Here is a 17,558-nt window from a genome sequence, read left to right on the forward strand (position 1 = left end):
CGAAGATCACCGATGGTTGACCTGCCCCATCTCCACCACCGCCAGGCCGTCAAGACCCCCTGACCAGCCAACTCAGGATGGAACTACCCCAGGGAGGATGCGCGGACCTTGGACTGGCGCCCCGGCGCCCCGGTTCCGGGACGCGTCAGTCGACGGTCGGCAGCTTCGGGCCGAGGACGTCGTCGGCGTCGACGATCGTGTACGCGTACCCCTGTTCGGCGAGGAAGCGCTGCCGGTGCGCCGCGTACTCGGTGTCGATCGTGTCCCGGGAGACCACCGTGTAGAAGTGCGCCTGCCGGCCGTCGGCCTTCGGCCGCAACACCCGACCGAGCCGCTGGGCCTCTTCCTGGCGCGAGCCGAACGTGCCGGAGACCTGGATCGCCACCGCCGCCTCGGGCAGGTCGATGGAGAAGTTGCCGACCTTCGAGATCACCAGCGTCCGCAGTTCACCGGTGCGGAACGCGTCGAAGAGCCGCTCCCGCTCCTTGTTCGTGGTCGAGCCCTGGATGATCGGGGCGTCCAGGTATTCGCCGAGCTGGTGCAGCTGATCGATGTACGCGCCGATCACCAGCACCTGGTCGTCCGGGTGCCGGTCGACCAGCGCCTTGACCACCGGCAGTTTGGTGCGGGCGGTCGCCGCCATCCGGTAGCGCTCCTCCGCCTCCGCGGTCGCGTACGACATCCGCTCCGCGTCGGTCAGGGTCACCCGGACCTCGGTGCACTCGGCCGGGGCGATCCAGCCCTGCGACTCGATGTCCTTCCACGGCGCGTCGTACCGCTTCGGCCCGATGAGGCTGAACACGTCACCCTCGCGGCCGTCCTCGCGTACCAGAGTCGCGGTGAGGCCCAGCCGGCGGCGGGCCTGGAGGTCCGCGGTGAACCGGAAGATCGGCGCGGGCAGCAGGTGCACCTCGTCGTAGACGACCAGGCCCCAGTCGCGGGCCCCGAACAGGTCCAGGTGGGTGAACGCGCCGCCGCGCCGCGAGGTGAGCACCTGGTACGTGGCGATGGTGACCGGGCGGATCTCCTTGCGCTCGCCGGAGTATTCGCCGATCTCCTCCTCGGTCAGCGAGGTACGGGCGATCAGCTCCCGCTTCCACTGCCGACCGGCGACCGTGTTGGTGACCAGGATCAGCGTGGTCGCCTTCGCCTCGGCCATCGCCGCCGCGCCGACCAGGGTCTTGCCGGCACCGCAGGGCAGCACCACCACACCCGACCCGCCGGCCCAGAACGCCTCGACGGCCTCCCGCTGGTACGACCGCAGCGTCCACGGCTTGCGCCCGTCCTTGCCGGCCTCGGCCAGCTCGATCGGGTGCGCCTCACCGTCGACGTAACCGGCCAGGTCCTCTGCCGGCCAGCCCAGCTTGAGCAGCGCCTGCTTCAGGCGGCCGCGCTCGGACGGGTGCACCCGGATGGTGTCGTCGTCGATCTTGTCGCCGAGCATGCCGGCGAGCTTCTTGCTCTTGGCCACCTCGATCAGCACCAGCCGGTCGAGCGCCCGCAGCACCAGCCCGTGCGCCGGGTCGTTGGCGAGCTGGAGCCGGCCGTACCGGTCCATCGTCTCGGCCACGTCGACCAGCAACGCGTGCGGCACCGGATAGCGGGAGTACTTCAGCAGCGAGTCGACCACACCCTCGGCGTCGTGCCCCGCCGCCCGGGCGTTCCACAGACCCAGCGGGGTCAGCCGGTACGTGTGCACGTGCTCCGGCGAGCGCTCCAACTCCGCGAACGGCGCGATCGCCATTCGGCAGGCCTGCGCGTCGGGGTGGTCGATCTCCAGCAGCAGGGTCTTGTCCGACTGCACGATCAGTGGTCCACCGCTCACGCCAGCGTCCTCTCCTCGGTTGGCCGACCGGCCGGGACGGGTCGCACACCCGCCGCTGGCCGACCATCCAGTGTTGCACGATGCGGGACGGCCGAAGAAAGATGCGCACCCGGCGCAACCGTGACGGCACTCACGAACGTCTAAGAAGGGGACGATTGTCAGGGGAGGTTCCATGAAGCATGTCCGGATCGCCTCCCGGCTGGTCGCCCTCGTGGTGGTCGTGCTGGTCGGCGCGAGTGCGTGTGCGTTCGATCCGCAGTCCGGCGGGAGTGGTGGCGGGGGAGCCGCCCCAGCCGGTGCCGCGGAACAGGCAACGGGGGCGAGCGACACGCTCGGGCCCGACCAGCACGGCCGGTCCAGGCCGGCCACGCCCACCTCGAAACCCTCCCCGAAACCCACACCGAAGCCGACCCGCACGGCGGCACCCACCACGACCCCCAGCCCCGCTCGGCCGACGGTCGCCGGCTGCCCCCAGGGGCAGCACCAGCGCGCGGTGGAGACGTACCTGGCCCGGTTGGGCGGGTTCGGGGCGCTGACCGTGGACGGGCGGCAGTCCGCCGCCGACTGCGCCGCGATCAAGAAGTTCCAGAAGAGGTACGGCATTCGCCCCGTCGAGGGTCGCGCCGGACCCACCACCCTCGACGTGGCCCAGCGCCTCGCCACCACCGACCCGGCCCGCTGCAAGGCCGGCACCGGCACCACGTTCTGCGTGGACCTGACCCGGCAGACCGTGTGGGCGCTCCGCAACGGCAAGGTGATCATGGGGCCGACGGTGACCCGCACCGGGATGTCCGGCTACCGCACCCCGGCCGGCACGTACACCGTCAACTACCGCAACCCCAAGGAGTGGTCCGACCCGTACGAGGTGTGGCTGCCGTACTGGCAGCACTTCACCCAGGGGATGGGCTTCCACGAGACCACCACCTACCTGCACGACAAGTCGATCGGCTCGCACGGCTGCGTCAACCTCCTGCACGCCGACGCCGTCCGCATGTGGGAGCTGGGCAAGGTCGGCACCCGGGTGGTTCTGATCGGCAGGCGTCCCGGCACCTGAGCGACACGGAGCGAATCGAGGGGATAACCCCCTGTCCGACCGGACCAACGAGTGTCACCCTGGGAGTCCAGGGCCGGACCGGGCGGGGAGGCTGGGCATGACGGTCGACCGTGACGTGATCGCGGAGCACGAGCAGGCACCACCCCACGAGGTGTCCCGAGCGACGGTCATCGCGTACGCCGTCGCGGCGACGCTCCTCCTCGGGTGGTTCCTCTTCGGCTGGCTGGTGCTCCAGCAGGGCTTCGTCGACTCGGTCGGCGAGTCCGCCGGCGCCGGCTTCGCGCTGCTACTGATCATCTCGGTGGTCGGCACCGTCCGCCGCAGCCGCCGCTGACCGACAGCGCCCGCCCGGTGGCGCTGCCGGTCAGTCCGCCACCACCGCCGCGGTGATCCGGTGCAGAGCGAACGTGTGCAGCATTTCGGTCCGCTCATCCTCGGCCCGCAGGTAACCGGCACCGATCGAGACCGGTTTGAGCAGGCGCGACGCGGTCGCCCCGTGCGCGTCGACGTAACCGACCCAGACCAGCGCCTTGTCCCGGACCGCCTGCTGGAGCACCGCCAGGGCCTCGCTGTGGGTGTGCGCCGGCACCGGGCCGCCGCCCAGCCCCGGCGCGCCGCCGCGCACCACCGCCGGTGCCCGCCGGGCGGCCCGCGCCGCCGCGTCACCCCGACGGATGTGCTCCACCACGCCGAGCAGCCGGGGCATCGGCAGCTTGGGAGCGGTCAGCGGATCGATCGTCCGGGTGGTCACCGACACCCGGGCCGGCGCCCGCCGGATTCGCGGCCGGGTCAGCACGGTGCTGCCGGTGCCGTCCTCCTGCACCGGGGCGTACCCCGCGTCGCGGAGCGCGCCCAGCAGCCGACCAACCTGGTACTGCGTGCAGAGCACCGTCGGGGCGAGCCGCCGCAGCGCCAACGACTCCAACCGCCGGTCGGCCAACACCTCGCTGACCAGGGCCTCGTCGTCACTGCGCAGGTACGCCCCGGCCAGGCCGACCCGCAGCCCGCCGTGCTTACGGGCCACGTCGTCGATCAGGTACGTCAGCCCCTGCGGCACCGGGGTACGGGACCGGCGCCGGAACACGTCGTGCAGGTCGTCGGCCACGTAACCGGAGTCAAGTGCGCGCCGAACACTCGCCGTGGTGACCCGGTGCACGCTGGCCGCACCGGCCGACTCCAGTTCGGTCATCGCCTCCAACTCGGCGGCGAGTGCCGGCTCGGGCGGGCCGGGCACCACAACGGTCAGGTCGGCCTGCACCAGGAAGTGGTCGACAGGTGCGGGCAGCAGGGCGTCAAGCGCCCGCGCGGCACCGGACGGGTCGCCGCTCTCGACGTCCGCGTGCACGCCAAGCGGGTCGTCGCCCCGCTCGTCGGCCCCCGTCACGTCACCGAGCAGCAGCCGACCGTACGACGTGAGCGCCCCCAGCCCCGTCACGCCCAGCTGAGCGGCCTCGGCCAGCACCTCGCGGTGGGCGGCGTCCCGGCCCCGGCTGCGGCGTGGGGCCCGCCAGTCGAGCAGGTCCTGCACCTCCTCCGGCGTCGGCGCGGTCGCCGGCTCCAGGTCGGCGAGTACGCCGAGCACCGCCCGCCGGGTGGCCGGCGCTCCGGCTCGTTCGGCCTCGGCGGAGAGCGCGGTGATCGGCCGGTCCCGGTCGTCTCGGCGGCCGACCAGGCCCACCTGCCGGGTCATGCCCAGCCACGCTCGGGCGAGCTGCTCCCACCGTTGAGCCACCGAGACGGCCCGCCACACCTCGTACCCGCCGGTCGGCAGCACCTGCTGATCCACCCCGTACCGCCCGGTGGCCGCACCTGGGGTCTCCAGCTCGCCGAGCAGCCCGGCCGCGTACGCCACCTCCAGCAGCAGCGCCGTGGTCGGTTCGTCGAGCCCGGCGGTACGCGCCAACCGGCGCAGGTCCCGCACCCCGATGCCGCCCGACCGCAGCACCGGCGCGGGCTCGTCGGCGAGCTGCTCCAGCAGCCCCTCGGTGTTCCGAACCACTTCCATGGTCTGCCCGGCCCCGGCCGAGTCGACCGCCTTGGGCTCGCGCGGCGCGGCGGCCACCGGCGGTGGGCTGGTGCGCAGGGGCCCGAGCGGGCCGCTGTCGCGGCGCAGCAGCAGGCCGACCTCGCGGGGCAGCTCCACAGTTCCGCTGGCGGTGGCCGAGCCGGTCGTCACGGGCACCAGCAGCCGGTTGTCGACGAGCCACCGCACCGGGGAGCCGGTCGGCGCGCCACCGTTCGTCGGGTCGGAGAGGACCGGGTCCGCGGCGCCGAGCGGCGGCGCCTGCAACGCCCCCGGAGGCACGCTGCCGACCGGCGGGCCGGCCGCCAGCCGGTCCAGGATCGCCCGGGCCGAGGGCGGCGCGGCGAGCACCGTCCGCCGGAGCTTCGCCGGGTCCGCGCAGAGCGCGGCCGTGCGCGGGTCCAGCTCCTCGGCCGGCCGGCCGAGCCCAGCGGGGTAGGGGGCGACCTCGTCGACGGCGGGCACCACCTGGAGCGCGTGCTCCGGGCCGTACAGCAGGAAGAGCGCACGGAGCCGGCCCACGGCGGCCCGGACGGCCGTCGGAGCCGGCGGTTGTGGCCCCGCGGTCGCCATCGCGAGCACGGTGTCGGTGGCAGTGGTGGTGTCGTCCGGGTTCCGGGTGAGGCGGGCGGCGTCGAGGATCTGGAGGGTGAACTGGTCCAGACCGTCCAGGGCGCGGGCCACGGAGACCCGGGACTGGGCCCGGATGGCCAGGGCGGAGACGTCTGCCGGCACGGGCACGACGAGGTCCGGCCGCAGCTGGAGGAGCGCGGCTAGTGACTCGTCGGGCAGCGACCGTAGGTGGTCGGCGAGTGAGGTGGTCATCGTCTTTCCACGCTAGCCCGGCACTGGCCTTCCGCGCCCCTCGGACGTCCGGCCGACCGGGCGTGGCCGGTACGTTTCTCGACATGCCCGCACTGACCGTCGGATTCGATCTCGACATGACCCTGGTGGACTCCCGCCCCGGCATCGCCGCGGCGTACCGCGCGCTGACCGCGAAGACCGGCGTACCTGTCGACGCCGAGCTGGCGGTGTCCCGGCTCGGGCCGCCGCTGCGTACCGAGATCGCGCACTGGTTCCCGCCGGAGCAGGTCGAGTCGGCCGTGCTGGTGTACCGCGAGCTGTACCCGGCGTACGCGATCACCCCGACGCTCCTGCTGCCCGGCGCGCGGGAGTCCATCGACGCGATCCGTGCGCGGGGTGGGCGTGTGCTTGTCGTCACGTCCAAGATCGGCCGGCTGGCCCGGTTGCACCTGGACCACCTCGGTCTCGAGGTCGACGAGTTGGCCGGCGACCTGTTCGCCGAGCAGAAGGCGACCGCCCTGCGGGAGCACGGCGCGACCCACTACGTCGGTGACCATGTGGCGGACATGGTGGCGGCGGCAACGGCCGGGGTGCCCGGTATCGGTGTCGCCACCGGCCCGTGCTCCTCCGTTGAGCTGCGGGACGCCGGGGCGGAAGTGGTGCTGGACGCGCTCACCGAATTCCCAGCGGCGCTCGACGGGATCATCCAGCTAGCCTTGGAGCAGTAGCGGCTCAAGTGAAGCAGGGGTTTTCAGGTGCCTACGGGTCGAGTGAAGTGGTACGACACGGCCAAGGGATACGGCTTCGTCACCAGTGACGAGGGCGGCGACGTGTTCCTGCCCAAGGGCGCGTTGCCGGCGGGCGTCACCGACCTCAAGGGTGGCCAGCGGGTCGACTTCAGCGTGGTGGACAGCCGCCGGGGCGCGCAGGCCATGGGAGTCAAGCTGCTGGACGCGCCGCCGTCGATGGCGGAGCTGCGCCGTCGGCCGGCCGAGGAGCTGCACGGCCTGGTCGAAGACATGATCAAGGTGCTGGAGGCGAAGGTCCAGCCGGACCTGCGTCGGGGCCGGTACCCGGACAAGAAGACCGCGCAGAAGATCGCTCAGCTGGTCCACGCGGTGGCACGCGAGCTGGAGGTCTGAGGCACCAGGCCAGCGGTGGCGGCCCGGTCGAGAAGTGCCGCCACCGCGGCGAACCCTGCCTCGCCCAGGTCCGCGGTGAACTCGTTGACGTAGAGGCCGATGTGCCGGTCGACGACGTCGAGTTCCATCTCCTGGGCGTGCGCCAGCACGTACTCGCGGCTGGCCGTCGGGTCCGCCCAGGCCTGCCGGACCGATTCGCGGACCCAGCCGGCTGCGGCCTCCGGGTCGACCGCGCCACGCTTGGCCAGGATCGCGCCGAGGGGAATGGGCAGGCCGGTGTCGGCCTCCCACCATTCGCCGAGGTCGACCAGGGCGCTCAGGCCGTGCCGGTGGTAGGTGAAGCGGGCCTCGTGAATGACCAGCCCGGCGTCGTAGCGCCCCGCCGCCACGCCCGGCATGATCTCGTGGAACGGGACCACCTCGATCCGTGCCGGCGGTCGCCCGGCCGACCAGAGCCGGAACAGCAGGTACGCGGTGGTCCGGTCACCCGGCACCGCCACCGTCGCGCCGGTCAGGTCGGTGCGGTCCGGGCCGCCGTCACGGTCGCCCCGGGTGAGCACCAGCGGGCCGCAGCCGCGTCCGAGCGCGCCGCCGCAGGGCAGCAGGTGGTAGTCGTCCAGCAGCCAGGGCAGCGCCGCGAAACTCACCTTCACCAGGTCGAACGCGCCCCGCTCGGCCGCCGTGTTGGTGACGTCCACGTCGGCGTACGTCACCTCGACCGGCGGCGCGCCGGGCACCCGCCCGTGCACCAGCGCATGGAAGACGAACGTGTCGTTGGGGCAGGGCGAGATCGCCAGAGAGAGCGCCACACCCTCACGCTAGCCCCGCCACCACCGCGCCGCCCGCGCCCACCCCGCCCGGTGTGATCCGCGACGAAGATCCGCGAGGCTGTCTCGCGAGGCTGAGCCGCCACGTGGTGCGCGACGAAGGTCCGCGAGGTGGGTGCGCGACGAAGGTCCGCGACAGGTCGCCGCCGGCACCGAACGGCGTCGCCCTGCACCTCGACGGTCACCTGGCTGGCTGCAGCCGACCTCCTGGGCAGCGGTTGATGCGATCCGCCCGGGGTGCGGGGTCTGGCACCTGTGTTGGCCTCCCTTTGGAGCTGATGCCGCAAACGAATCACGGTGAGCAATGAGCCTTGGCAGTGCGGGGTCTGGTGCGGCCAATTCGGCCGAAGGGTTGTGGCGCAGGTCGTCGTGGTGATGTCGCAGACGATTCAGCTCCAAAGGGCGTCTGCGGCCTTAGGTCGTCCACCGACCCGGGAGGTTGTCCACAGCTTTATCCACAGCTCCGACGAGGGTGTTGATAGTGCGCTGACCAGCGGGGAGCATCGGCCTGTGACCGAGGCGACTGAGCACACCGACGAGAGCAGCGGGGTCGATCTCGGTTCGGCGCTCCGCGCCCTACGTCGGCGGGCCGATCTGAGTCAGCGGCAGTTGGCCGAGCGATCCGGGGTGCCGCAGCCGACACTGGCCCGGATCGAGTCGGGGCGGGCGGGCAATCCTCGTCTCCGGACGGTGGAACGCCTCGTCCGGGCGGCGGGTGGGCAGTTGACCATCGGCATCCCGGCACCGACCTCCGGCACCGCCACACTCACACTCACACCTGTCCCGCACGACGACATGCGGGACCAGGGGGGCCGTCGATACCCGGCTCACCTGGACGTGTGGCCGGTCCACGAGCCTCGGGACTGGCCCGGCGCCTGGTGGGCGGAGTGGTACCGGTTGCCGCCCGAGCGGTATCCACTTCCACTGCCACCGGCCGCCTACGAGCTGAACCGGCGCTATCGCGACAACCGGCGGTGGGCTGCCGAGGCGCAGAGGACAGCACAGGTGCGCCGGGTGATCGGCAGTGACCTGCCGGCCACCTGCTGGCGGTACGTCGCCGAACTTCCCGACGGCGCGTTGGTCGGTGAGCTGCGGGCCCATGAGCGCAGCCCGTTTTTGGAGTTCGGGGAGTGGCATCCGGGCCTGCCGGAGCGGGAGATGGTGCTCGACGGCGTGCTCGTCGATGCCCGCTACCGGCGGTTGGGGCTCGCACGTCGGCTTGTCACCGCACTGCTGACCGACATGCGCGAGGCGGGCATCGTCGACGCGGTCGCCATCGCCGAGGGGTTCGGCACGGAACTGTTGCTGGCGTGCGGCTTCGAGATCGAGGCACGCCGCCCTTTCGCGTTGCGCCTGCAAGAGACCGGCAAGCGCGGCAGCTAGTGCCCGGTCAGCGCAGCGCCGGGGCTGCTGCGGTCAGGGCGGCCAGGGCTTCGTGCAGTCGCCAGGCATCCCGGTCGCGGGGGCCGATCGGGTTGGAGATGGTGCGCAGCTCGGCGAAGGGCACGCCGGCCTGCGCCGCGGCGACCGCCACGCCGTACCCCTCCATGGCCTCGGCGACGGCTTCCGGATGCCTCCGGCGCAGCTCGTCGGTGCTTGCGGTGGTGCCGGTGACGGTGCTGACCGTGAGCACCGGGCCGGCCGCGGCCGTCGGGAGCGCGGCCCGCAACGCCGCCAGCAGACCCGGGTCCGTCGGCACCCGACTGCCGGCACCGAGCAGCGCTGGCGGCATGCCCAACTCGTCCACCGGGATGAACCCGTCTGGGGACTCGGCGCCCAGGTCGGCGGCGATGCTGACGGTGCCGACCACCGTGTCGCCGACCTCGGCGCGGCCGGTGAAGCCGCCGGCCACGCCGGCGCAGACCACCGCACGGTACGGGCGGCCGGCGGCCTCGGCCAGTGCCAGCAGCCGGGCGGTGGCGGCACCGGCGACGGCCGGGCCCACGCCGACCGGCGTGACGGTCACGTCGGGGTCGGTCAGGCCGGCGCGGACCGCGTCCGCCTCGGCGGGGACCGCCGTGACCACCAGCAGGGCGGTCACGAGAGTGAGCCGGGGGATTCGCGGCGGGTCTCGTCGTCGGCCCCGCTGCCCGGGCCGCCGACAGCCGATGACGGGCGGTAGATGTGGTAGCCCGGCGGGGCGAGGCTCGGGTCGTCGTACTGCGGGGAACCGGCCTGGGCCGGGGCCGGCGAGGTGGGCGCCACATCGCCGGGTTCGTCGGCCGGTTCGTCGTCGGTCAGCTCGTCGTCGCCGAGTGGTCGGCCGGCCAGCTTCTCGCCGCGTAGCCGGGCGGCGACCAGCACACCCCGGGTCGCGGCAAGCACGCCGACCCCGGCGGCGACGGCGATGCCCATCCGACCGTCGAACGGCACCAGGCCGAGCCCGCCGCCGGCGACGAAGGCCAGCATCAGCACCGTCTCGGAGTGGGCGAAGGAGCTGGCTCGCAGCCGTTCCGGGATGCGTTCCTGAATGGAGGCGTCCACGGCCAGCTTGGCGATTCCGCTGACCATTGCGGCGACCAGGCACAGCAGGGCGACCATCGCCAGCGAGAACTGGATGACGGCGAGCACCGCCACCCCCGCCACGATGATCATGCTGCTGGACTGGATGGCGGTCGGCCGGTGGATGCGCAGTCGGGTGCCGACGGCGGTGGCCAGGAAGGTGCCGACCGCGAGCGCGCCGCCGACCAACCCCAACGCCCACTCGGCGCCCAGGTCCCGGCCGAACACCACAGTGGTCAGGTCGCCCTTCTTGATCGCGAAGGCGAGGAAGAGCAGCAGGAAGCCGTAGAGCGCACGGGACAAGGCCGCGCTGATCAGGGCGGCGATCACCAGCCGGCCGGACGGTCGGCCCCGGCCCAGCGGTCGATCTCCCCCGCGGCGACCCAGCGCGCGCAGCGGCCGAGGGACGCGCTCCGGTGGCTCCGAGTCGGCCTTCGGCGGCAGTCGCAGAGAGATCACCATGCCGACCAGGAAGATCACCGACGCGACCCGGAGCGGCCACTGCGGCCCGAACCAGAACGCGGCCAGGCCGATCGGCGCCACAAGCGCGCCCGCGACCGTGCCGTAGACGCTGGCCCGGGCACCTACCTGGGACAGGCCGAGGCCCTCCGGCAACAACCGGGGCACCGCCGCGGAGCGGGCCACGCCGTACGCCCGGGAGAGCGCGAGGACCCCGAACGCGGCCGGATAGAGCCCGAAGCCGTGGATGTAGTCGGAGATCAACCAGGCCAGGAAGGCGCGACCGAGCATCGTCGCGGCCAGGGCGTACCGCCGACCGTGCCGGAAGTGGTCCAGCAGCGGGCCCACCACCGGAGCGAGCATCGCGAACGGCACCATGGTCACCAGCAGGTAGAGCGCGACCTTGCTGCGGGCCTCGCCGAGCGGCACGTTGAAGAAGATCGTGCCGGCCAGGCCGATGGCGATGAGCGTGTCTCCCGCGCAGGAGAGGGCGTGCAGATCGAACAGCCGGACCATGCCGACCTCGCCGCCGGCGCCCCGGGCGCGGACCCGACCAGCCCGGCGGGTCACCCAGCGGCCGCTGCCCAGCGAACCACGCAGCAGCAGACGGATGGCGCGAATGCCGGTGCCGACGGTCCGCCCGAGGACGGATCGCCCGGAGCGGGAGTACGACGGCATGTGCACCATCCTCGCCCATCTGGTCCGGGTACGCCGCACCACCGCTGGGAAAGGTTCCCCGGGAGTCCCTGTCACCCCTGCGAGGCGCATGGGGAACAATGGTGAGGTGACCAGGCCCGTCTCCACCCGTGCCGCCCGTCTCGACCAGGTCTGCGCCGCCGCCGTCGAGGTGGCCCGCGCCGGCATCACCGAGGTGGGCGCCGACGACGTCGGCGATCACCTGCAGGTCGTTGCTGAGGGCGACCGACTGGTCACCCACTACTTCGAATGCCGCCTCGCCGGTTACCGCGGCTGGCGCTGGGCGGTCACCGTCACCCGGGTGCCGCGCAGCAAGACGGTGACCATCTGCGAGACAGTGTTGCTGCCCGGGCCGGACGCGCTGCTCGCGCCCGGTTGGCTGCCCTGGCAGGAGCGCCTCAAGCCGGGCGATCTGGGTCCGGGTGACCTGCTTCCGACCTCGCCCGACGACGATCGTCTGGTCCCCGGTTACCTGCTGTCCGACGACCCGGCGGTCGAGGAGACGGCGTGGGAGCTGGGCCTCGGCCGGGCCCGCGTGCTGTCCCGCGAGGGCCGCATCGACACCGCGCAGCGCTGGTACGACGGCGACCACGGCCCCGCCGCGGCCATCTCGACCGCCGCACCGTCCGCCGCCCGTTGCGGCACCTGCGGCTTCTACCTGCCGCTGGCCGGTGCGATGCGGCAGGCATTCGGGGCGTGCGGCAACTTCTACGCCCCGGACGACGGCCGGGTGGTGAGCGCCGACCACGGTTGCGGCGCACACTCCGAGACGTTGATCGAGGCGGCCGAGACCGCTGTCGACGAGCTGCCCACGGTGTACGACGACAGCGCGGTGGAGGCCATGTCGGTCAGTCGGGCCCCGGGCTCCGTGGAGACCACCGAGCCGGCGGAGCCGTACGGGCACTCCTGAGCGTTCGCCCCGGCCCGGTCGGGGTCAGCTCGCGCGGCGGCGGCGGCGTCGTCGGTGGGCGTCGTGCCGCATCATCACGGCGAGGCCCGGGAAACCCCAGAGGAAGCCGGCGAGGCAGGTCCAGAGCCAGTTCTGGTGACCGTGGTCGGTCAACCAACCCCGGAAAAAGATCAGCAGGACCAGCCCGGCGACCGCCCAGGCGGCCAGCCCGGCGAGGGCGAACGGCACCATCGGCGGATCCAGTGGTGCGGGCCGCGGTGGCTGCTCGGTCGGCATCCGGCAAGCGTACGGGATGAGCTTCCCCTGCCCGTCGACGATCTGGGACGATGCGCGCGACAAACCGGAAGATCACCTGCGAGGACGCGATGGCAGTAGCGCCGCCCGAGAACGGCACACCTCCCACCCCCGCTCAACCGCGTAACGGTTTCGACAGGTTCTTCGAGATCTCCGCCCGTGGCTCGACGTTGAGCCGCGAGGTACGCGGTGGCCTGGCGACCTTCTTCACGATGGCGTACATCGTGGTGCTCAACCCGCTGATCCTCGGCGGTGCGGTCGACGGCGACGACAAGAGCCTCCCGATTCCCGCGCTGGCTGCCGCGACCGCGCTCGTCGCCGGTCTGATGACCATCCTGATGGGTGTGGTCGGCCGGTTCCCGCTGGCGCTCGCCGCCGGTCTGGGCGTCAACGCCCTGGTGGCGTACGAGATCGCCCCCGAGATGACCTGGGCCGACGCGATGGGCCTGGTGGTGATCGAGGGTCTGATCATCGCGGTGCTGGTGCTGACCGGTCTGCGGACCGCGGTGTTCCGGTCGGTGCCGACCCAGATGAAGAGTGCGATCGGGGTCGGCATCGGTCTGTTCCTGACCATCATCGGCCTGGTGGACGCCGGCTTCGTGCGGCGTCTTCCGGATGCCGCCAACACCACGGTCCCGGTCGGCCTGGGCGTCGGCGGCAAGCTGGTGAGCTGGCCGCTGCTGGTCTTCGTGGTGGGTCTGCTGATCACCCTGGTGCTTGTGGCGCGCCGGGTGAAGGGCGCGATCCTGATCGGCATCCTCGCCTCGACGGTGCTGGCGGTGATCGTGGAGGCGATCGGCAACATCGGGCCGTCCTTCGTCGACGGCAAGCCCAACCCGAAGGGCTGGGCCCTCAACGTGCCGGAGTTGCCGAAGACCGTCGTCGACCTGCCGGACCTGTCGCTGCTGGGCAAGTTCAACGTCTTCGACTCGTGGGGTCGGGCCGGCTGGGTCGTCGTGTTGATGTTCATCTTCACGCTGTTGATCACCGACTTCTTCGACACCATGGGCACGATGGTCGCCGTCGGCCAGGAGGGTGGCCTGCTCGACGAGCAGGGCACCCCGCCGAGGGCCAAGGAGATCCTGCTCGTCGACTCGATCGCGGCGGCGGCCGGCGGTGCGGCGAGCACCTCGAGCAACACGTCGTACATCGAGAGCGCCGCGGGTGTCGCGGAGGGTGCGCGGACCGGCGTGGCCAACCTGGTCACCGGCGCGCTCTTCCTGCTCGCGATGTTCCTGGCGCCGCTTGTCGTGATCGTGCCGTTCGAGGCGGCGTCGACGGCCCTGGTGGTGGTCGGGTTCCTGATGATGACCGCGGTGCGGACGATCGACTGGTCCGACTACGAGATCGCCATTCCGGCGTTCCTCACCATCGTGCTGATGCCGTTCACCTACTCGATCTCGAACGGTATCGGCGCTGGTCTGATCACCTTCGTGGTGGTCAAGCTGGCCCGCGGCAAGGCCCGGGAGATCCACCCGTTGCTGTACGGGGTGGCGGCGCTGTTCGTGCTGTACTTCCTGCGTGGGCCGATCGAGTCCCTGGTGCTCTGAGGCGCGAGCGGGCGGGGAGTCGATCGGGATTCCCCGCCCGTACCATCTGTATCCCCCCGTGAGCCTGGTCATAACGGATGTCGTTAGCCATGCTCATTAGTTAAGCTAACTACTGTGACGGAGCGGACGGTGACGGCGGAACGCGTGCCACCGGCGCAACTGGCTCCCCAGTTGCGTGATGCGATCACCCGACTCAACCGGCGGGTCCGACAGGCCCGACCGGTCGGCGACCTCACGGTCACCCAGGTCTCCGCGCTCACCAGCCTCCGGCTGGCGGGTGCGATGACCCCCCGTGAGCTGGCCGATGTGGAGCGGGTGCAGCCGCCGACGATGACCAAGATCGTTGGGAAGTTGGAGGAACGCGGCCTCGTGCAGCGGACACCCCACCCGACCGACGGCCGACAGGTCATCCTCGCGGCGACCGAAGGAGCGCAGGCCGTGCTCGACCAGTTCGAGCGGGCCCGCGACGAGTGGCTGGCCCACCGGCTGGCCGCACTCGACGAGGACGAACGGGAGACCCTGCAGAGGGCCGCCGAGATTCTCCAGCAGCTCGCTCGCGCCTGAGCCGCACCCGCGCCACCGGGTCCGTGCCGTCACCTGTCGATGACGCGTACGTCCTTGAGGAGGCACACCAAGAGTGCAGGCGAAGCTGAGCACGATGTTCCAGTCCCTACAGGTCCGCAACTACCGCCTTTTCGCATCCGGGCAGCTAATCAAGCTGGTCGGCGTCTGGATGATGTTCATCGCCCAGGACTGGCTCGTCCTCGACCTCTCCAACAATTCGGCGACCGCCCTCGGCGTGGTCACCGCCTGCCAGTTCACCCCGGTCCTCCTGCTCACCCTCTTCTCCGGCCGGCTCGCCGACAGGTACGACAAGCGGGTGCTGCTCTTCGTCGCCAACTCCTTCTGGAGCCTGCTGGCGCTGGGCATGGCGCTGCTGGTCCTCACCGACCTGGTGCAGCTCTGGCACGTCTTCGCCTTCGCCGCACTGCTCGGCACCGCCAACGCGGTGGAGACCCCGGTCCGGCAGGCGTTCGTCTCCGAACTGGTCGGCACCCCGCTGCTGCCCAACGCGCTGTCGCTCAACGCCGCCGTGTTCAACTCCGCCCGGATCGTCGGCCCGGCCGTCGCCGGCCTGGCCATCGCCGCGTTCGACGTGGGGCCGGTCTTCCTGTTCACCGCCGTCAGCTCGATCGCGCCCCTGGTCAATGTGGTCCGGATGCGGACGGCCGAACTACAGCGCGACGCCCTGCCGCCGCGCGACGAGCGGGCGTCCGCGCGGGTCGTCGACGGGCTGCGGTACGTGTCGCGCCGCCCCGACCTGCTGCTGCCGATGGCGGTCATGTCGGTGATCGGCATGTCCCTGTTCAACTTCCAGCTCACCCTGGCCGCCCTGGCCAAGACGGTCTTCAACACCGGCGCGGCCTCCTTCGGCCTGTTCAGCACGGCGCTGGCCGTGGGCGCGCTCGGCGGCGCACTCAGCGGCACCGGTCGGCGGAGCCGGCCGTCGGTCTGGCTGGTGCTCGGTGCGGCGATCGCCTGCGCCAGCTTCGGCACCCTGGTCGGTCTCGCCTCGACGTACTGGCTGGTCGTGGCCCTGCTGGTGCCGACCGGCTTCTTCATGGTCTTCTTCGCCCAGGCCGCCAACCAGCGGGTCCAGTTGGGCGTGGACGCGGCCTTCCGGGGACGGGTGATGGCCCTGTGGGTGCTGGTGTTCCTGGGCACCAACCCGGTCGGCGCGCCGCTGATCGGCTGGGTCGCGGAGCACTTCGGTGCCGGTGCCAGCATCTGGATGGGTGGTCTCATCTCGCTTGCCGCCGCCCTGATCGGCCTCACCTGGCAGCTCCGGCACTCCGGTGCCCGGCTGCGTTTCCGGGTGCTGCCGATGCCCCGCTTCTACGTCACCTCCACCGACTGCTGAGGTTTGGGGCCGGGCCGGGCCGCGTCCGATCGCGCGAATCGCGCGGATGCGGCCAAATCGGTGGCGGGGTGGCACGGTGGGGCTTAGCGTCGATGCGTGGGAGTCGGACGCGCGCTGATGCTGGCCCTGGCGTTCCTCGCCGTGGCCACTCTGCCGGCGGCATTCGCCCTGCTCTTCTGCTACGACGAGATCCTCGACCGGGTGGTCTGCGGCTGGTCCGAGTGGCGTGAGCGGCGCCGGGAGAAACGCACGATCGCCCGTCTCGACCGGGCCGTCGAGGCGGACGCGCTGACCCGGGACATCGACCTCAGCGAGTTCGACAGCGCTGACCGCCGGCCGCTGGAGCAGCTCGCCGCGGACCTGCGCCGTCTTCGCGGTCAGCGGGTCGGCGGCGTCGGTCGCTCGATGGTCTGGCACAGCGCACTGGTCCGGGCGTACGACGATCGGCTTCGCCGTGCCTGCCGCGCGCTCGGTGTCACCGAGCACCTCGCCGAGCTGGACGGCGTCGACCAGGACATCGAGCGGGTCCGGGTGGAAGGCGTGCTGCACGCCGCCGGGCTGGCCCTCCCGGCGGCCCGCCCCGGGCAGTGGCAGCGACACCGCTGACCCCTCCCGTCGGTCAGGTCCGATCCGACTGCCCGGTGGCCGGTGTGCCGGGTGGGGCTCCGCTGTGCAGCACCGCACGGGCCTGCTCGGCGGCGCGAACGATGCTCTCGCTGATGAAGTCGAGGAAACGGGCGATGTTCTCCAGTCGGGCGGCGGCGGGAGTCTGCGGGCCGAGGATGGCGACGCCCTCCCGGGCGGTGGCGACGAGTTGGTCGTTGGCCCGCGCGCTGGCGATCGTCGCCTGGTAGAACAGCTCGTTGTCGACCACGTAGCGGTCGCGGCGGCGTTCGTCGCGTTCACGGCGGACGAGGCTCTGGCTCTCCAGGAAGGTGATCGCCTTGGAGATGGACGCCGGGCTGACCTGAAGACGCTGGGCCAGCTGCGAAGCGGTGAGGCTGCCCGAGTCGGTGATGAACAGGTGGGTCAGCACCCGAGCTGGCATCTTGGACACGCCCGAAGCCATGAGCACGGTGGTGAGCGCCTCCCCGTACTCCGCCACGGCCCCGGGGTCACGTCCGTGTTCCTGGGGGATTGCGGTGGCCCCGGGCGCGGTGACCGGTCTGCGCCGTTGGGCTCGTCGTTCGGTGGCGCGGTGGGCCAGGTCGGCACGGTAGGCGGTGGGGCCACCGTTGCGCATCACCTCGCGCGTGATCGTCGAGGTGGGCCGGTCGAGACGCCGCGCGATCTCGGCGTAGGGGAGGCCGTCGACGAGCCCCAGCGTGATCTGCTGGCGCTCCTGCTGAGTGAGTCTGCCGCCCGGCATCGCGATCTCCTCGGTGGTTCCTCGTCACGTTCGCTGGCCGTCTCACCATAGCCTTCATCTTCAGGCAGTTGCAACGCGCCGGCCCGCCATGTTGCATTATCTTCTGGCTGGTTGCAACAACTTAGCGGCTTTGAGCTGCCAAGATCTGACCCCAACGCAACAATGATGTTGCCTATATGTGG

General features: G+C 71.7%; 17 protein-coding genes. 10 read left to right on the forward strand and 7 right to left on the reverse strand.

All coding sequences use genetic code 11. The features are described 5' to 3' along the window. Nucleotides 1-145: 145 nt before the first annotated feature. Entirely contained in the window at nt 146-1,825 is a 1,680-nt protein-coding gene (locus tag AB0C15_RS25190; protein WP_357355808.1) for a DNA repair helicase XPB, read from the reverse strand. A gap of 172 nt (nt 1,826-1,997) precedes the next feature. Here AB0C15_RS25190 and AB0C15_RS25195 point away from each other — a divergent pair, with 172 nt between their 5' ends. Both AB0C15_RS25195 and AB0C15_RS25200 read left to right on the forward strand, forming a co-directional pair. After that, nucleotides 1,998-2,879, forward strand: coding sequence for a L,D-transpeptidase family protein (locus AB0C15_RS25195; protein ID WP_357355809.1), 882 nt, complete (start codon nt 1,998-2,000; stop codon nt 2,877-2,879). 97 nt (nt 2,880-2,976) lie between these two features. Then, a complete protein-coding gene (locus tag AB0C15_RS25200) occupies nt 2,977-3,213 on the forward strand; it encodes a hypothetical protein (protein ID WP_357355811.1) in 237 nt (78 codons plus the stop codon). Nucleotides 3,214-3,243: 30 nt separating this feature from the next. On the opposite strand, the gene AB0C15_RS25205 is transcribed toward AB0C15_RS25200, so the two are convergent. Continuing rightward, on the reverse strand, nt 3,244-5,727 hold the full coding sequence (locus tag AB0C15_RS25205) for a helicase-associated domain-containing protein (RefSeq protein WP_357355813.1): 2,484 nt from the start codon (nt 5,725-5,727) through the stop codon (nt 3,244-3,246). A gap of 83 nt (nt 5,728-5,810) precedes the next feature. Between AB0C15_RS25205 and AB0C15_RS25210 the strand changes: the two genes are divergently transcribed. Both AB0C15_RS25210 and AB0C15_RS25215 read left to right on the forward strand, forming a co-directional pair. Further along, complete coding sequence (locus AB0C15_RS25210) at nt 5,811-6,434, forward strand: HAD hydrolase-like protein (protein ID WP_357355815.1); 624 nt, start codon at nt 5,811-5,813, stop codon at nt 6,432-6,434. A gap of 27 nt (nt 6,435-6,461) precedes the next feature. After that, a complete protein-coding gene (locus tag AB0C15_RS25215) occupies nt 6,462-6,848 on the forward strand; it encodes a cold shock domain-containing protein (protein WP_088986676.1) in 387 nt (128 codons plus the stop codon). On the opposite strand, the gene AB0C15_RS25220 is transcribed toward AB0C15_RS25215, so the two are convergent. Next, a complete protein-coding gene (locus AB0C15_RS25220; protein ID WP_357355817.1) occupies nt 6,809-7,657 on the reverse strand; it encodes a 1,4-dihydroxy-6-naphthoate synthase in 849 nt (282 codons plus the stop codon). The genes AB0C15_RS25215 and AB0C15_RS25220 overlap by 40 nt on opposite strands. Nucleotides 7,658-8,185: 528 nt before the next feature. Between AB0C15_RS25220 and AB0C15_RS25225 the strand changes: the two genes are divergently transcribed. Beyond that, the gene (locus AB0C15_RS25225) at nt 8,186-9,058 is read left to right on the forward strand and encodes a GNAT family N-acetyltransferase (RefSeq protein ID WP_357355819.1); all 873 of its coding nucleotides are present in this window, start codon (nt 8,186-8,188) and stop codon (nt 9,056-9,058) included. 7 nt (nt 9,059-9,065) lie between these two features. Here the strand turns inward: AB0C15_RS25225 and AB0C15_RS25230 are convergent, their stop codons facing one another. Together AB0C15_RS25230 and AB0C15_RS25235 are read right to left on the reverse strand one after the other, a co-directional pair. Beyond that, nucleotides 9,066-9,716: a futalosine hydrolase gene (locus AB0C15_RS25230; protein ID WP_357355821.1), complete on the reverse strand. Its 651-nt coding sequence runs from the start codon at nt 9,714-9,716 to the stop codon at nt 9,066-9,068. Then, nucleotides 9,713-11,314, reverse strand: coding sequence for an MFS transporter (locus AB0C15_RS25235; protein ID WP_357355823.1), 1,602 nt, complete (start codon nt 11,312-11,314; stop codon nt 9,713-9,715). The genes AB0C15_RS25230 and AB0C15_RS25235 overlap by 4 nt, the downstream gene beginning before the upstream one ends. Nucleotides 11,315-11,402: 88 nt before the next feature. Here AB0C15_RS25235 and AB0C15_RS25240 point away from each other — a divergent pair, with 88 nt between their 5' ends. Continuing rightward, a complete protein-coding gene (locus tag AB0C15_RS25240) occupies nt 11,403-12,242 on the forward strand; it encodes a DUF3027 domain-containing protein (RefSeq protein ID WP_357355825.1) in 840 nt (279 codons plus the stop codon). A 24-nt stretch (nt 12,243-12,266) separates the two neighbouring features. Here the strand turns inward: AB0C15_RS25240 and AB0C15_RS25245 are convergent, their stop codons facing one another. Next, the gene (locus AB0C15_RS25245; protein ID WP_357355827.1) at nt 12,267-12,518 is read right to left on the reverse strand and encodes a DUF2530 domain-containing protein; all 252 of its coding nucleotides are present in this window, start codon (nt 12,516-12,518) and stop codon (nt 12,267-12,269) included. Between the two features lie 50 nt (nt 12,519-12,568). Between AB0C15_RS25245 and AB0C15_RS25250 the strand changes: the two genes are divergently transcribed. From AB0C15_RS25250 to AB0C15_RS25265, 4 genes are all read left to right on the forward strand, one after another. Beyond that, nucleotides 12,569-14,086, forward strand: a complete 1,518-nt coding sequence (locus AB0C15_RS25250) for an NCS2 family permease (RefSeq protein WP_357355829.1) — start codon at nt 12,569-12,571, stop codon at nt 14,084-14,086. 114 nt (nt 14,087-14,200) lie between these two features. Beyond that, nucleotides 14,201-14,650, forward strand: a complete 450-nt coding sequence (locus AB0C15_RS25255) for a MarR family transcriptional regulator (RefSeq protein WP_357355831.1) — start codon at nt 14,201-14,203, stop codon at nt 14,648-14,650. 73 nt (nt 14,651-14,723) lie between these two features. Beyond that, entirely contained in the window at nt 14,724-16,007 is a 1,284-nt protein-coding gene (locus AB0C15_RS25260; RefSeq protein ID WP_357355833.1) for an MFS transporter, read from the forward strand. 96 nt (nt 16,008-16,103) lie between these two features. Continuing rightward, the gene (locus AB0C15_RS25265; protein WP_357355835.1) at nt 16,104-16,613 is read left to right on the forward strand and encodes a hypothetical protein; all 510 of its coding nucleotides are present in this window, start codon (nt 16,104-16,106) and stop codon (nt 16,611-16,613) included. Between the two features lie 13 nt (nt 16,614-16,626). On the opposite strand, the gene AB0C15_RS25270 is transcribed toward AB0C15_RS25265, so the two are convergent. Continuing rightward, on the reverse strand, nt 16,627-17,376 hold the full coding sequence (locus AB0C15_RS25270; protein ID WP_357355837.1) for a helix-turn-helix domain-containing protein: 750 nt from the start codon (nt 17,374-17,376) through the stop codon (nt 16,627-16,629). Nucleotides 17,377-17,558: the final 182 nt, after the last annotated feature.

The sequence above is a fragment of the Micromonospora sp. NPDC048835 genome, from assembly GCF_040649995.1.
GTDB lineage: Bacteria > Actinomycetota > Actinomycetes > Mycobacteriales > Micromonosporaceae > Micromonospora.